General features: G+C 66.9%; 14 protein-coding genes. 6 read left to right on the top strand and 8 right to left on the bottom strand.

Annotation, left to right across the window (positions count from 1 at the left end; translation table 11 throughout):
• Position 1: 1 nt before the first annotated feature.
• Genes xrtA through Q9246_RS14825 form a run of 8 tightly spaced genes read right to left on the bottom strand, consistent with a single transcriptional unit; the run spans position 2 to position 9,118 of the window.
• Positions 2–1,555, bottom strand: coding sequence for an exosortase A (xrtA, locus tag Q9246_RS14860; protein WP_306391351.1), 1,554 nt, complete (start codon positions 1,553–1,555; stop codon positions 2–4).
• On the bottom strand, positions 1,546–2,793 hold the full coding sequence (locus tag Q9246_RS14855; RefSeq protein ID WP_422802386.1) for a TIGR03087 family PEP-CTERM/XrtA system glycosyltransferase: 1,248 nt from the start codon (positions 2,791–2,793) through the stop codon (positions 1,546–1,548). Before Q9246_RS14855 ends, xrtA begins: the two co-directional genes overlap by 10 nt.
• Before the next feature lie 5 nt (positions 2,794–2,798).
• Entirely contained in the window at positions 2,799–3,683 is an 885-nt protein-coding gene (locus Q9246_RS14850) for an XrtA system polysaccharide deacetylase (RefSeq protein ID WP_306391348.1), read from the bottom strand.
• Between the two features lie 21 nt (positions 3,684–3,704).
• The gene (locus Q9246_RS14845; RefSeq protein ID WP_306391347.1) at positions 3,705–4,736 is read right to left on the bottom strand and encodes an XrtA/PEP-CTERM system-associated ATPase; all 1,032 of its coding nucleotides are present in this window, start codon (positions 4,734–4,736) and stop codon (positions 3,705–3,707) included.
• 17 nt (positions 4,737–4,753) lie between these two features.
• A complete protein-coding gene (locus tag Q9246_RS14840; RefSeq protein ID WP_306391345.1) occupies positions 4,754–6,334 on the bottom strand; it encodes a TIGR03016 family PEP-CTERM system-associated outer membrane protein in 1,581 nt (526 codons plus the stop codon).
• Positions 6,312–7,241 (bottom strand): XrtA-associated tyrosine autokinase, encoded by a 930-nt coding sequence (locus tag Q9246_RS14835; protein ID WP_306391344.1) that lies wholly within the window; start codon positions 7,239–7,241, stop codon positions 6,312–6,314. Before Q9246_RS14835 ends, Q9246_RS14840 begins: the two co-directional genes overlap by 23 nt.
• A 20-nt stretch (positions 7,242–7,261) precedes the next feature.
• On the bottom strand, positions 7,262–8,794 hold the full coding sequence (locus Q9246_RS14830; protein WP_306391342.1) for an XrtA system polysaccharide chain length determinant: 1,533 nt from the start codon (positions 8,792–8,794) through the stop codon (positions 7,262–7,264).
• Between the two features lie 18 nt (positions 8,795–8,812).
• Positions 8,813–9,118: a hypothetical protein gene (locus Q9246_RS14825; protein WP_306391340.1), complete on the bottom strand. Its 306-nt coding sequence runs from the start codon at positions 9,116–9,118 to the stop codon at positions 8,813–8,815.
• A 111-nt stretch (positions 9,119–9,229) separates the two neighbouring features.
• On the opposite strand from Q9246_RS14825, the gene Q9246_RS14820 reads away from it, so the two are divergent.
• The 6 genes from Q9246_RS14820 (at position 9,230) to Q9246_RS14795 (ending at position 13,890) form a co-directional block, all read left to right on the top strand.
• Positions 9,230–10,030, top strand: a complete 801-nt coding sequence (locus Q9246_RS14820; protein ID WP_306391339.1) for a S1 family peptidase — start codon at positions 9,230–9,232, stop codon at positions 10,028–10,030.
• Positions 10,031–10,196: 166 nt separating this feature from the next.
• Positions 10,197–10,814, top strand: a complete 618-nt coding sequence (locus tag Q9246_RS14815; protein ID WP_306398184.1) for an XrtA/PEP-CTERM system exopolysaccharide export protein — start codon at positions 10,197–10,199, stop codon at positions 10,812–10,814.
• Between the two features lie 173 nt (positions 10,815–10,987).
• Positions 10,988–11,560 (top strand): hypothetical protein, encoded by a 573-nt coding sequence (locus Q9246_RS14810; protein ID WP_306391337.1) that lies wholly within the window; start codon positions 10,988–10,990, stop codon positions 11,558–11,560.
• Positions 11,553–11,879, top strand: a complete 327-nt coding sequence (locus tag Q9246_RS14805) for an HPr-rel-A system PqqD family peptide chaperone (RefSeq protein WP_306391336.1) — start codon at positions 11,553–11,555, stop codon at positions 11,877–11,879. The genes Q9246_RS14810 and Q9246_RS14805 overlap by 8 nt, the downstream gene beginning before the upstream one ends.
• Entirely contained in the window at positions 11,873–12,790 is a 918-nt protein-coding gene (locus Q9246_RS14800) for an HprK-related kinase A (protein WP_306391335.1), read from the top strand. Before Q9246_RS14805 ends, Q9246_RS14800 begins: the two co-directional genes overlap by 7 nt.
• The gene (locus Q9246_RS14795) at positions 12,787–13,890 is read left to right on the top strand and encodes a nucleotidyltransferase domain-containing protein (RefSeq protein WP_306391334.1); all 1,104 of its coding nucleotides are present in this window, start codon (positions 12,787–12,789) and stop codon (positions 13,888–13,890) included. The genes Q9246_RS14800 and Q9246_RS14795 overlap by 4 nt, the downstream gene beginning before the upstream one ends.
• The last annotated feature ends 42 nt before the right edge of the window (positions 13,891–13,932 follow it).

Below are 13,932 nucleotides of genomic sequence, written 5' to 3'. Positions count from 1 at the left end.
CTCAGCGCCCCCGCGCCGCGCCGAGGGTCGCTTCCAGCGGCGCCAGGTTGGCGTCCAGGAAGGCGCGCAGGGTCGCGCGGGCGCTGTCCGGGGTGTCCGAATACGGCGCCGCGACCAGCAGCGCCGCGCCGTCGTCGCCCTGCATCAGCAGCTTCGACTTGGCCTGGCGCAGCTTGCCGACGTAGTCGTTGGCGATGAAGCCGCCGTCGATCCACATCCAGTGCCAGACCAGGAACTGCTGGCCGGCCGGGCCCTTCACGCGCGCCTCGCGCAGCGCCAGCGTGCGGCCGCCCACCTGCTCGGTGCGCGCCGAGGAGCCGACCTGCAGGTACTGGTCGCCGCGGCTGCTGAGGCGGTTGGTCGAGGTGATCAGGTTCTTGCCGCGCTCCTGGTTGCGGTAGTACAGCAGGTGCAGGGTGACCGCCTGGCCGTCGGCACGAGCATAGCCGCCGCCGAGGCGGGCGGCGGGAGCGTCGTAGTCCGGGGCCCAGGCCGCCAGCGGCGCCGCCGCCGCCGGACGCCAGGCCAGGCGGCTGTCGTCCAGGCGCACCGGCGCCGGATTGTGGTTGGCGCGGTCGGCAAGGGCGGCCAGCGCCGGCCACAGCGCGCACACGGCGATCGCGGCGATCGCCACGCCGGTCAGCGGACGCGCGACCAGCAGGCCCGCCGGCGCCTTGGCCGAGGCGGCGGCGGCGACAGGCGTCTCTTCCTGGCGCCAGTAGCTGCCGATCCAGAACATGATGAACATCACCAGGCCGAAGAACAGCCAGCCATACACCAGGTGGTCGACGCCGGTCGCCAGCTGCATGCTGCTGTGGTGGCCGATCATGACGATCATGTAGGCGCGCAGGCCGTTGGCGACGATCGGCACCACCACCGACAGCGCGATGAAGACGGCGCGCCGCGTGAGCGAGGTGAAGCTCAGGTAGGCGTACAGGCAGCCGAGCGTGATCGACGAGATCAGGTAGCGCACCCCGCTGCAGGCCTCGACCACCGACCAGCTGCCGGTGGGCAGCTCGAAGAAGGTGCCGTTGCGCAGGACCGGGATGCCGCTGGCGCGCACCGCCGCCACCGTAAAGTCGGCGGTGATGTTGATCAGGTGCGGCACGAAGGCTTCGCCGAACGGCACCGCGAACAGCAAGAAGCCGAGCGGGAACGCGAACTTGCGCGCCAGGCGCCAGCCCAGCACCGCCAGCGCCACCAGCGGGATCATGGCCACGAAGGCGTATTGCATCACCACCTGCACCTCGCCCATGCGCGCCAGCAGCCAGCCGGCGCCGCACAGGGCCAGCAGGCCGAGCGCCGGCCAGCAGGGCTCGGCCCCGATGCTGGCGAAGGCGGCGCGCCGGCGCCAGATCAGGTAGAGGCTGATCGGCAGGATGATGTAGCCGTGGGCGAAGGTCTCGGAACTGTTCCAGATCGCGACCATCGAGGCCGCGGTGCCGGCATAGATCAGGAACGGCGCCAGCAGGGCCGCGACGATCGCCAGCGTGGCCGGCAACGGGAAGCGCCCCGGCGCGGCGCCGGCCAGCGTGGCCGATTCGTTCATGTGCATTCGAGTCTCGCTTCGATCCGTGAGAGGTGGGCCGGCCAGCTGTAGTTGCGCACCACGCAGGCGCGCGCGGCGTGGCCGATGGCGGGGTCCGGCGCGCGCAGCAGGCGGAGCGCCAGGGCCGCCTGGTCGGCGGCGGCGTCCGCCACCAGCAGGTCGGTGCCGGGCGTGGCCTCGATGCCTTCGAAGGCCTGGGGCGAGGCAATCACGGTGCGCGCCATGGCCATCGCTTCGAGCACCTTGTTCTGGATGCCGCGCGCGATGCGCAGCGGCGCCACCGCCAGCGCGGCGTGCGCCAGGTAGGGCCGCACGTCGGGCACGGTGCCGGTGACGACGATGCCGGGCCGCGTGGCCAGCGCCTGCACCGCCGGCGCCGGACGCGCGCCGACGATGTAGAAGCGCGCCTGCGGCAGTTCGGCCAGGATCAGCGGCAGCACCTGGTCGGCGAACCACTGGACGGCGTCGATATTCGGCCAGTAATCCATGGCGCCGGTGAACACCAGCGCCGCTTCGCCGGCGCCGAACGGCGAGGCATGTACGGCGTCTGGGCTGAAGTAATCGGTGTCGACGCCGTTGTTGAAGAAGCCGATCCGGTCGGCGCTCTCGGGCGCCAGCTGGCGGAACAGCTCGGCCTCGGGCGCGGACACGAACAGCGAGGCGTCGAAGTCGGCGGCGATCGCGCGTTCCCAGTCCAGCAGCTTGCGCGCCTCGTGGCGGTACAGCCAGTTGACCGGGAAAGCCTTCTTGTCGGCGTACTGGCGCCACTTGTCGGAATCGACGTCGCAGAAGTCGATCACGCGGCGCGCCTGCGGATGCTGCTCCGCATACTGCGCCATCACCGACGAGAACATCATGATGCGCTGGATGCCGTGGGCGGCGACGGTGCGGTCGACCCAGGCCCGCATGCCGGCGTCCTTGTAGAAGCCGCGCGACAGCGAGGCGCCGCTGGCCAGCGCGGCCAGGCTGCGCAGCCGGCCCTGCAGCGGTCCGAGGCGCGCGAAATGGCTGCTGGCGCACAGCGCTTCCATCGCCGGCACGTGCTGCCAGTCGTCGGGATCGTCGACGAAGCTGCCCAGGTGCACGCGGTAGCGCTGCGCCAGGTGCTTGAGCAGGTGGTAGGAGCGGATCTTGTCGCCCTTGTTGGGCGGGAAAGGAATGCGGTGGACCAGCAGCAGCAGGTCGTGCCGTGGCGGCGGCGCGGCGGCCGCCGCGCTGCGCTTGTCCAGCGCCGCTTCGATCATCGACATCAGCGTCGTTCCAGGAAGATCGCGTCCATCCGGTCCCATGCGAAGTCGCGCGCCAGGGCTTCCAGGCGGCGTTCCATGCGGCCGATGTTCACGTAGTGGCGAAAGCGCGCCTTGGCGCCCAGGCCTTCGGGACGCGGCTGGCCGGGATCGACTTCCCACGGATGGAAGTAGAACAGGGCCGGCTCGCGGTCTTCGCGGTTGACCTTGTCCATCATCCAGCGCGACAGGGCATACGGCAGCAGGCGGAAGTAGCCGCCGCCGCCGGCCGGCAGGTTGCGCCCCGCCAGCTTGACGGTGGTGATCGGCACTTCCAGCAGGCCGTCCGGGCCGTTCGGGTAGAAGGCGAAGCGCGGCGCGTCCGGCATGCCGTAGTGGTCGTGGGCGATCGGGTAGATGCTCGAGCTGTATCTGTAGCCGGCCTCGTGCAGCGCGTCGAGCGCCCACAGGTTGGCGTGGCCGATCGAGAAGCTGGGGGCGCGGTAGCCCACCACGGCCTGGCCGCCGATGTCTTCCAGCAGCGCCTTGCTGGAGCGGATGTCGTTGTCGAACTCGGCCCGGCTCTGGTCCGAGGCGCGCAGGTGGCCGTAGCCGTGGCTGGCCAGTTCATGGCCGGCGGCGACGATGCGGCGCACCATGGCGGGATAGCGCTCGGCGATCCAGCCCAGGGTGAAGAAGGTCGCGCGCACGCCGTGGCGTTCGTACAGGGCCAGGATGCGTTCCATATTGGCTTCGACCCGGCACTCGCGGGTCGGCCAGCTGGCGCGGTCGATATAGGGGGCGAAGGCCGAGACCTGGAAGTAATCCTCGACGTCGCAGGTCATCGCATTGCGGATCTTCTCGCCCGGCGCGGGACGCGGGCGGGCTGCGGGAGCGCTCATTTTCATTCCATGTCCTTTCCTGGAAGGTCAGTCCTGGTTGTCCATGTGGCGCGGCGCCGCGCCGGACGGCGTGGCGGCGATCTTCTTCAGGATCGACAGCACCGACACGATCGATTTCTCGAGCCGCATCATGCGCTCGTCGAGCTGTTCGACGCTGGCGCTGCGGCGTTCGCCATGCTGCAGGTCGTGCTGGCCGGCGGCCGGCCGGATCGATGCCGGATCCGGCTCGCCCAGCCCGTCCGGGGCCTGGAATTCGTCCGAGATGTCGCGCACGACTTCGCCGACATGGGCGCCGGTGAAGCCGTGCAGCTCTTCCAGGTAGCCCATCAGGAGCACCCGGTCCATCAGGGTATTGGTCTTGCGCGGGATGCCGCCGCTGTAGGCAAAGATCGCGGCGTGGGCCTCGTCGTCGAAGGCCGGGTCGCCCTTCCAGCCGACCGTGGCCAGGCGGTGCTCGACATAGGCGCGGGTCTCTTGCGCATCCATCGGTCCCAGGTGGTAGCTGGCGATCACGCGCTGGCGCAGCTGCTGCATGGTGGGGCTGTGCAGGGTGGCGCGAAACTCCGGCTGGCCCAGCAGGAAGGTCTGCAGCAGCGAACGGTCGTCGGTCTGGAAGTTGGACAGCATGCGCAATTCCTCGACCGTGCGCGCGTTCAGGTTCTGGGCCTCGTCGATCACCAGCAAGGCGCGCTTGCCCTGGCGGTCGACGCTGCGCAGGAACTGTTCGAGGCGGTTGAGCAGCTCGGCCTTGCTGGCGCCCTCGTAGGCCAGGCCGAAGGCCGACACCACCATGCGCAGCGTGTCTTCCGGATCGAGGCTGGTGTTGACGATGTGGGCGGCCACGATCTGGTCGAGCGCGATGCGGCCCAGCAGGTTGCGCACCAGGGTCGTCTTGCCGGCGCCGACCTCGCCGGTGATGACGATGAAGCCCTCGCCCTGCGACAAGCCGTATTCGAGATAGGCCATGGCGCGCTTGTGGCCCTTGGAGCCGAAGAAGAAATGCGGGTCCGGGCGCAGCTGGAAGGGCTTGGCCGACAGGCCGTAATAGGATTCGTACATCTGTAGGCTCTTTTCGCTTAAAACGTCATGAACAGTTGGGCGGTCAGGGCATTCTCGGTGTAGTCGCGGCGGCCGGCGAAGTCGGCGCCGCCGTTGCGGCGGCGCGCTTCCAGGCTGCCTTTCAGGTGACGGCCGAGGTCGCGGTCGAGCCGCACGTAGAACAGGCGCTCGCGCGACTCGATGCCGGTGGTGAGCGATTCGCTGTAGCGGTAGTCGGCGCCGGTCTGCAACTGCGCGCGCGGCGTGAGGCGATGGACGTATTTCAGGCTGCCGCCGTGCAGGCGCACGTTGTCGTTGAGCGAAGACAGCGAGTTGCCCAGCAGCGGGCTGTCGCTCTGCTGGTCGGACACGGCCCGCCGTTCGGTGCGATAGGCGCTCGCCAGCGCGGTGCCGCGCGCCAGACGCCAGGCCACCGAGGCGCGCAATGCCTTTTCGCGCGCATAGCGGTTGCTCAGGTAATTGATGTTGTTGGCCAGGCTGCTCGGCAAGCCGTTGGCCTGCATATAGGCCGCGACCGCGCGCTCGCGCTCCAGCGCGTCGGGGAACAGGCTGCCGAACAGGCGGTCGAGCATGGCGGCGGTGTCGACCGCGGCCGGCAGCAGGTATTGCGAGCGCGACGAGGTGATCGAGTCGCCGTACTGGATGTCCCACACCGTGCGGCGCGCGCGCACCGTCGCCGACAGCGAGCCGGTCTTGCCATACAGGTGGCGTCCGATCGCGGCCTGCACGCTGGTGCGCGCGCTCGGCGTCCAGATCCCGCCGACCGACCAGTTGCGGCCGGACGTGTCGGGACCGGGGCCCTCGAAGTCGTAGCGGTCGTAGCCGGCCGTCGTGGTCGCGGTCCAGGTGCGCGAGTAGCGGTAGCGCAGCGAGGCGTTCACGGTTTCGGACGAGGATTCGCCGACCAGGCGGTTGTCGATGTCCTGGCGCATGTAGTTGAAGCCCCAGCCGACCGCGCGCAGTTCGGCGCTGCTGGCCAGGTTGAGCATCACGGTGTCGCCGGTGCTGCTGCCGAACAGCCTGCGCTCCCCCGAATCGACCGAGTCGCGCGTATAGCGCAGCTGCATGGTGGCGTCGCGGCCGAGGCGGCGCACCAGGTAGGGACTGACGCTCCAGCTCTTGACGTCGGTCTGGTTGTCGCGCGAGAACGGATTGCCCTCGACCCCGGGGCCGAAGGGCAGGATGTTCGACCTGCTGCGGTTGGCCGAAGCGTCCACGTACAGCATCTGGTCGACGACGGTGCCTTGCAGGTCGGCCGAGTAGCTGCTCCGGCTGTCGGTCGGACTGATCACCCTGGACTTGTCGCTGTAGGCATACTGGTGCCAGTTGGCGGCGGCGGCGACCTTCAGGCGCCGGCTCTGGCCGGCGACCGCGATCGACGGCCGCAATTCGGTGACCCACTGCGACCTGGCCAGGTCGTCGTCGCGCAGGTCGACGTTGTCGGTATAGGTTTCGAGCAGGCTGACCCTGGGGTCCACCGTCCATTGGGCGTGGGCTGGCGCGGCCGCCAGCATGGCGGCCGCCAGTGGGAGCAGGCGCGGCAGGACACGGACGCGGCGGGACGCGCGCCGGGGTTCAGCCACCATAGTGATAGTCATACGTTTCTTCGATCCCCGGAATGTCCCTTGTCTTGTTGTAGATGAGGTTGACGTTGTCGAAGCCTTCCAGGCGTTGCAGCGCGTCGTTGACCGCATGCTGGGTCGTGGTCTGGGCTTCCACCACGACCACGATCTGGCCCATGTGGCTGGCTAGCTCGCGCGACTCGCTGGTCAGCAGCAGCGGCGGCGAGTCGAAGATGATCACGCGGTCGGGGTAGCGGCTGGCCAGTTCCTTGACCAGGCTGGTCATCGCCGAACTGGCCAGCAGTTCGGTGGCGTGCGGCGAAGCGGTGCCGGCCGGCAAGATGGACAGGGTGTCGACGTTGGTGCGCAGCAGCACTTCCGACATGTCGAGACTGTCGTTGAGCAGGATGTCCATCAGGCCGCGCTGCGCCGGCAGGCCGAGGGTGCGCATCACGGAGGGACGCGCCACGTCGGCATCGACCAGCAGCACGGTATGGTCCAGTTCCATGGCGATGCTCATCGCCAGGTTGATCGAGCTGTAGGTCTTGCCTTCGCCCGGCAGCGAGCTGGTGATCATGATCAGGTTGCCGGGATTCGCCTGCGGCTCGCGCGGCGTGAAGGCGCGCTTGAGCAGCGGGCGCTTGATGATGCGGAATTCTTCCAGCAGGTTGGTGCGGCCGCCGGCCGCGGTCACCATCCCGAGCTGGCGCATGCGTTCCAGGTCCAGTTCCACCTTGCGCGTCGCCGAACGCCGTGGCGCGGGTGCGGGCGCCTGCGCGGCGGCGTCGACAACGGGCGTCGCCGGATGCGCGGCTGCGGGCGCGCCATCCACTGCGGGCTGGGCGTCGAAGGTGTCGGGGGCGGCGGACTGGCCGGCGCCGGCGGGGGCAGCGGCTTGGCGCTGCTGGTCGATGCGGCTGGCCGCTTTTTCGATAATGCTCACATTCGCTCCTTGATACAGCCTTACAGGGGAAGCACGAGGATGGCCGTCAGGCCGGCGCCATAGGCGCCGAACAGCAGCAGCACCGAGGCCGCCAGGCCGTACAGGCGGCGCTTGCGCAGCACGGTCTGCTCGGCGGTCCAGTTCATGCTGATCGCGCCCAGGATCGGCAGGCCCGTGACTTCGCGCAGCGAGGCCTGGCTCAGGAAGGTCGGACGCACTTGGCTCAGCAGGAAGGCGCCCGCCAGGCCGGCGGCGAGCGCGGCGACGAAGACCGCGGTGAACAGCTGCAGGCGGTTCGGTCCGGACGGGGTGGCCGGGGCCAGCGGCGGATCGATCACGCGGAAGCTGAGCATGTCGGTGGCCGACGACAGGTCGCCCGACAGCTTGGCCGACTCGCGGCGCTCGACCAGTTTCTGGTAGTTCTCGCGGTTGACTTCGTAATCGCGGTTGAGCTGGGCGAGCTGGGCTTCGATTTCCGGCACCTGGGCGCTCTGGCCGCGCAGGCTGGCCGCGCGCGCGCTGTATTCGTTCACGCGCGCCTGCAGCGAAGCCACCCGCGCCTCGGCTTCGGACAGGGCCACGTTCAGCTGCTGCAGCATGGGGCTGTAGCTGGCGCCCGGGTCGGCGCTCGGCTTCGCGTTCTTGGCATCTTCGGCCCGGCGCGCCAGCAGCTGTTCCAGCAGGCGGCGGTTGGCGACGATGTCGGGATGCTGTTCGGTGTACTGGGTGCGCAGGGCGTCGAGGGTCTTGTTGACGCTCGTGATGCGCTCGTCGAGCGCGGGGTCGGTCGGGATCGGCAGCGGACGCTGGCCGGGTGCGCTGCGGGTGTCGCCCGAGATCTGGCGCCGGATCGCGTTGCGCGCCTGCTCGGCCTCGGACAGTTCCAGGCGCGCCTGGTTCAGCGCTTCCGTGGTGGACATCATGCGCGAGTTGTAGTCGGCGCCCTGGTTCGGCAACATGCCCATGTGCTTGATCTTGAATTCCTTGAGCGCGTTCTCGGCATTGGTCAGGCGCTCTTCGTAGCCGCGGATCTGGTCGTCGATGAACTGGACCGCTTTCTCGGAATCCTGGCGCTTGCCGCTGAAACTGCCTTCGACGAAGATGGTCAGGAAGGCCTGCACCACGTCGCGGCCCAGCTTGGCGCTGGTCGCGGTATAGCTGATGGTGTAGATATCGTCGCGCTCGGTGCCCGCCATCTTGATGCTTGACATCAGATTATCGACGATCCTGTCGAATTCCTTGCTGTTCTTGGCGCCAACGTCGAGATCGACCTCGCGCACCACGCGTTCCACGTTCGGGCGGCTGAACAGCGTGCGGCGCATGAACAGCACCTGCTGTTCCATCGCGGGCATGGTGGTCATGCCTGCCATCAGCGGCCGCAGGATGCTCTGGGTATCGACGTACACCCGGGCCGAGGCTTCATACTGGTTGGGCAGGGCAAGCACGACGATCCATCCGGCGATCGCCACCACCCAGGTAATGGCAACCGCATGCCAGCGGTATTTTCCGAGTGCTTTCAGGAAATTCAGAATCAAGGCTATGATGTCGGCCATCTTTTGGGGTCTCGCCAGTCAAGGTCCGTTGCCGGACTCGGTCAATAAAACATCCTGCATGATCGCTTGTAGTCTGTGCAATTGCAATTGCATGATGGCAAATCCAGAAAATACGGCAGCCAATGCTATCTTGCTACAACAAATATTCCTCAGAACAACAGAACAAACGACAATACTCGGCTTCAAGAGCCTATAACGTTGCATTATCGCAAACATTCGGCGATTTTGCTTCTTGCTTTTTGCGAAACTTTGTAACGGACGGCGATTCCCAGGATGCGAGCGAGGCAAGTGCGCGGGATCGTCTTCACCGTCAAGATATTGCATTCAATAAATTGCCTGTAGTAAAACATCGTTATTCTAATGTCTTACTTCTGAAATCCCTTGCACGATTGGCTAGCTGTGCAAGAAGATGTACGCGAACAAGATGAACTCCTTATGAATCCCTTATTCAGTCCTGGCCGACTCTGCGGCCTCATGCTGGCGCTGGCCGCTGCCGCCGCCAGCGCTACTGCGGCCGTGGCCGCGTCGCTGCCGGAGACGGTGGCCCTGGTCAAGCCCTCGGTCGTCGGCGTCGGCACCCACCTGCAGACGCGCAGCCCGGCGGTCGCGTTTTCCGGGACCGGCTTCGTGGTCGGCGACGGCCTGAGCGTCATCACCAATGCCCACGTGGTGCCCGACCTGTTGGACGGGGCGCGCAAGGAAGCGCTGGGCGTGGTGGTGCGCGCCGGCGCCGATGGCAGCGATACCGTGTTCCGGCCGGCGACCGTGGTCGCCGTCGACCGCGACCACGACCTGGCCCACCTGCGCCTGAGCGGGACGCCGCTACCGGCGCTGCGCCTGGCCGACAGGGACGAGGTGCGCGAAGGCCAGGCGCTGGCATTCACCGGTTTCCCGCTCGGCATGGTGCTCGGCCTGTATCCGGCGACCCACCGTGCTGGCCTGGCCGCCATCACGCCGATCGTCCGCCCCTCGCTCAACGCGCGCAAGCTCGACGCGCGTGCGATCGCCCAGCTGCAGCGCGCGCCGTTCACGATCTACCAGCTCGACGGTACGGCCTATCCCGGCAATAGCGGCAGCCCGGTGTACGACCCCGATACCGGCGTGGTCGTGGCCGTTATTAATATGGTATTCGTCAAGGGTTTGAAGGAGAATGCCATTACCAACCCGAGCGGCATCACCTATGCGATCCCGGCGCGTCACGTGCACGTCCTGCTGCAACGTACCCAAGCGCCGTGAGGCCATGGCTGTGGTGGTCGTTGCAACAAATTCATGTGTGCGCGGCGTTTCCTACAAGACTCTGATATACAATAACGGCGTTTTGATGGTGAAATAACAATTTTTAACAAGCAAGTGGTGCGCGGCGAATGCCGTGCCACGGCACGAAGGAGTGAACGTGAGCAAGATGAGCTATCTGACCAATACCTTGGCCAAAGCCGGCGCGATCGCCTGCCTGCTGCTGCTGGGTGCCTGCGCCACGCCGCCGGCGCCGCCCGCCGCCGCGCTGGCCCCGATCAATCCCGATTACCTGATCGGACCTGGCGATTCGGTCAATATCATCGTCTGGCGTAACCCTGAAGTATCGATGTCGGTCCCGGTGCGTCCGGACGGCAAGATCACCACGCCGCTGGTCGAAGACCTGCCGGCCGCCGGCAAGACCTCGACCCAGCTGGCGCGCGATATCGAAGGCGCGCTGGCCAAGTTCATCCAGCAGCCGGTGGTTACGGTGGTCGTGACCCAGTTCGTGGGCAATTTCAGCGACCAGATTCGCGTGATCGGCCAGGCCGCACGTCCGCAAGCGCTGCCGTACCGCCGCGAGATGTCGTTGATGGATGTCCTGATCGCAGTCGGTGGCGTGACGGAATTCGCAGCGGGTAACAAGGCCAGCATCGTTCGCACGGTCGATGGCAAGCAGGAAAAATTGACCGTACGGCTCGATGACCTCATCAAGGATGGCGACATCTCGGCGAACATGATGATGCGTCCTGGCGACATCCTCGTAATTCCGGAAAGCTATTTCTAACTGTCGAGTTTTCTTACAGCTAGTCGGAATTCATTACTATAATGAGGGTGATCGTCACCATGCGGGGCGGGTAGGTGGCTGTTTTGTAAAGGTTTTTTCCTGCCTGAAATCCCTCGGCATGGTAATTGCTGATAGTGCTATTGCGCCAAAGAGCCCCTTTCCAGGAAATGACTATGTCGACCGAACCACAACCATACGATGACCTTCCGCCGCCCCCGATACCGGTAGCGAATGCTGGCCGCCGCCGTCTGGGCAAGGTCGGTCTCGGCGCTGCCGGCGTGCTGCTCACGCTGGAAAGCAGGGTGGCCATGGCCACCAGCCCGCAATGCGTCGCGCCTTCGGCGGCATCGTTGTCGCATGGCGGCAACAGCAACTATGTCGAAAAAGGACGTTGCAGGGGACTGACGCCGGAGCAATGGGCCAAATTGTCGAAGCGCTGGCCATGTGCTGAAGACATCAAATTCGGCCAGCTGTTCCGGTGCTACGACGCCAAATATGCCAACGTCAAGCTCATCGATATCTTGCGGGGATACGATAAGAAGAACGATTATCGTAAATATGTCGGACGCGCCATGGCGACGACCTACTTCAATATCCTGGCGGGCAATGTGACCGTGCTGGACGAAACGAGATTGTTCAAGATGTGGAACGATCTGCAAACCCGCCAGTTCTACTCGCCCATGCCCAAGGTCTATTGGTCCGCCAGCCAAGTGCGCGCCTACCTGGAAACGACGTATCTTGTTTGATGGTTCCCGGCCCTGGCGCGTGAGCGCGGGGCAGTCGTTGCGGCGGCGGGAATGGGACGGCGAAGCGGTGCTGTTCAACGACCTGTCCGGCGCCACCCACCTGCTGTCACCGGTCGCCTTGTGGCTCCTCGAGCGGCTCGCGGCCGCGCCTGACGACATTCCCGGCCTGGCGTCGGCACTGGATGCCGAACTCGCTGCCGAAGCCCGCGACGATGGTGTCGATGGCGCCGATGCTGCGGCCGACGCGGCGCTCGATCGCGAGCAGCTGGCCGACCTGCTTGCCGACCTGCATGCACTCGACCTGATCGAACCATGCTGACCGTGTCGTCCCTGGCGCCGGCGCAGTTGCGCGCGCGCCTGAGCGGCCCCGGCCTCGATGTCCAGACCGGCCCCTTCGCCAATCGCATCCACTCGAACATCCCGCACCTGGCCGCCGGCCTGGCGGTGCTGTATGCGGACTACCCGCTGAACGAAGCGGGCGGCTTCGCCGACTTCCATCTCGACCTGGGCCAGCCGGGCGGCATCCGCCGCTGGTGGCGGCCCCAGGTCCGCTTCGAGCAGGACGGCAAATTCCCTTTCAAGCCGCTGCCCGTGGCGCAGGCGCAGCCATTCTGCGAATGGATGATGAACTGGTGCGTGTCGAACCGCGCTCATGGCTACCTGATCGTGCACGCCGCGGTGGTCGAAAAGCATGGCCGCGGCATCATCCTGCCGGCCCCGCCGGGTTCGGGCAAGAGCACGCTGTGCGCCGCCCTGGTCTGCCGCGGCTGGCGCCTGCTGTCGGACGAGCTGGCGCTGGTGCGGCACGCGGACGGGCTGCTGGTGCCGGTGCCGCGTCCGGTCAGCCTCAAGAACCGCTCGATCGAGGTGATTCGCGCGTTCGCCCCCGAGGCCGTGTTCGGCTCCGTGGTGCACGGCACGATGAAGGGCACGGTCGGGCTGATGCGCGCGCCAGGCGACAGCATCCGCCGCGCGGGCGAAGCGGTCGTGCCGCATGCGATCGTGTTCCCGCAGTGGGAAGACGGCGCGCCGGCCGAACTTGAACCGGTGACGCGCGCGCGCCTGTTCATGCGCGTGGCCGACAACGCCTTCAACTACACGCTGCTCGGCGCCAGGGGTTTCGACACCCTGGCCGGTCTGGCGCAGCGCAGCGCCGGGTATACCTTCCGCTACAGCAAGCTCGACGAAGCGATGGCCGTGTTCGACGCCCTGGCGGGAGAAGCGCCATGAGCGTTCCCGAATCCCTGCCGCTCCTGGTGCGGGTACTGCGCTCGCCGCAGGAGGTACTGGCGCTGGACCTGGCGCAGTGGGACCTGCTGCTGCGCCAGGCCGCCAATGCCAATCTGCTGGTGAGCATGCTGTACCTGCTGGAGGACGCGGGCCTGCTCGCTGCCGTTCCCGCCGCGCCGCGCGAGCACCTGGAATGGACCCGCCTGGCCGCGTCCAACCATGCGCGCGGCGTGCGCTACGAAGTGGCGCGCATCGTCGCGGCCTTGGCCGGGCTCGATGTGCCGCTGATCCTGCTCAAGGGCGGTGCGTATGCCATGGCCGGGCTCGACGCCGGTCGCGGCCGCCTGTTCACGGACATCGATATCCTCGTGCCCAAGCCACGCCTGGACGAGGTCGAAGCGGCGCTGATGCTGCACGGCTGGGCCAGTGCCCACCACGATCCCTACGACCAGCGTTACTACCGCGAGTGGATGCACGAGATTCCGCCGATGGTGCATGTACGGCGCGGCAATGCGATCGACGTGCATCATGCGATCCTGCCCGAAACCGCGGCCGAACGGCCCGACCCGGACCTGTTGCGCGCGGCGGCCATCCCGGTCGCCGGCGAGCCCGGGCTGTTCATGCTGGCGCCACACGATATGTTCCTGCACAGTGCGGTGCATCTGTTTTCCGACGGCGAATTCGATCATGGATTGCGCGATCTGCTCGACCTGCATCGCCTGGCGCTGCAGTTCGGCGCCGAGCCGGGCTTCTGGGAAGGCCTGGCGCCACGCGCACAGGCCTTGCAACTGGGGCGGCCCTTGTACTACGCGCTGCGCTACCTGCAGCGGATGCTGGGCACGCCGGTGCCGCCGGAGGTCGTGCGCGCGGCGGCCGCGGGCGGTCCGGGACCGTTGCTGCGCAGCCTGATGGATGCGCTATTCCTGCGCGTCCTGCCGCCGCATCATCCGAGTTGCGCCGGACGCTTCGGCGCAGCGGCGCGTTTCGCGCTGTACGTCCGCGGCAACTGGCTGCGCATGCCGCCATTCATGCTGGCGCGGCATTTATTCCACAAGGCGTTCATTTCGCCACGGGACGACGCCAAGGGTGAACAGGCCTGACGGGCTGGCCTGTGGCGTGGACATGGCGGGCCAAATGCAACA

Source organism: Telluria beijingensis (assembly GCF_030770395.1).
In the GTDB taxonomy this organism is placed as follows: domain Bacteria; phylum Pseudomonadota; class Gammaproteobacteria; order Burkholderiales; family Burkholderiaceae_D; genus Telluria; species Telluria beijingensis.
Note: the sequence above shows the minus strand (reverse complement) of the source record. Positions and strands in the feature narration are given on the sequence as shown.

What these genes read in the sequence shown, in the direction of transcription:
- xrtA (WP_306391351.1), bottom strand. Translation starts at nt 1,555, where the DNA reads ATGCACATGAACGAATCGGCCACGCTGGCCGGCGCCGCGCCGGGGCGC.
- Q9246_RS14855 (WP_422802386.1), bottom strand. Translation starts at nt 2,793, where the DNA reads ATGATCGAAGCGGCGCTGGACAAGCGCAGCGCGGCGGCCGCCGCGCCG.
- Q9246_RS14850 (WP_306391348.1), bottom strand. Translation starts at nt 3,683, where the DNA reads ATGAAAATGAGCGCTCCCGCAGCCCGCCCGCGTCCCGCGCCGGGCGAG.
- Q9246_RS14845 (WP_306391347.1), bottom strand. Translation starts at nt 4,736, where the DNA reads ATGTACGAATCCTATTACGGCCTGTCGGCCAAGCCCTTCCAGCTGCGC.
- Q9246_RS14840 (WP_306391345.1), bottom strand. Translation starts at nt 6,334, where the DNA reads ATGACTATCACTATGGTGGCTGAACCCCGGCGCGCGTCCCGCCGCGTC.
- Q9246_RS14830 (WP_306391342.1), bottom strand. Translation starts at nt 8,794, where the DNA reads ATGGCCGACATCATAGCCTTGATTCTGAATTTCCTGAAAGCACTCGGA.
- Q9246_RS14825 (WP_306391340.1), bottom strand. Translation starts at nt 9,118, where the DNA reads ATGCAATATCTTGACGGTGAAGACGATCCCGCGCACTTGCCTCGCTCG.
- Q9246_RS14820 (WP_306391339.1), top strand. Translation starts at nt 9,230, where the DNA reads ATGAATCCCTTATTCAGTCCTGGCCGACTCTGCGGCCTCATGCTGGCG.
- Q9246_RS14815 (WP_306398184.1), top strand. Translation starts at nt 10,197, where the DNA reads ATGAGCTATCTGACCAATACCTTGGCCAAAGCCGGCGCGATCGCCTGC.
- Q9246_RS14810 (WP_306391337.1), top strand. Translation starts at nt 10,988, where the DNA reads ATGTCGACCGAACCACAACCATACGATGACCTTCCGCCGCCCCCGATA.
- Q9246_RS14800 (WP_306391335.1), top strand. Translation starts at nt 11,873, where the DNA reads ATGCTGACCGTGTCGTCCCTGGCGCCGGCGCAGTTGCGCGCGCGCCTG.
- Q9246_RS14795 (WP_306391334.1), top strand. Translation starts at nt 12,787, where the DNA reads ATGAGCGTTCCCGAATCCCTGCCGCTCCTGGTGCGGGTACTGCGCTCG.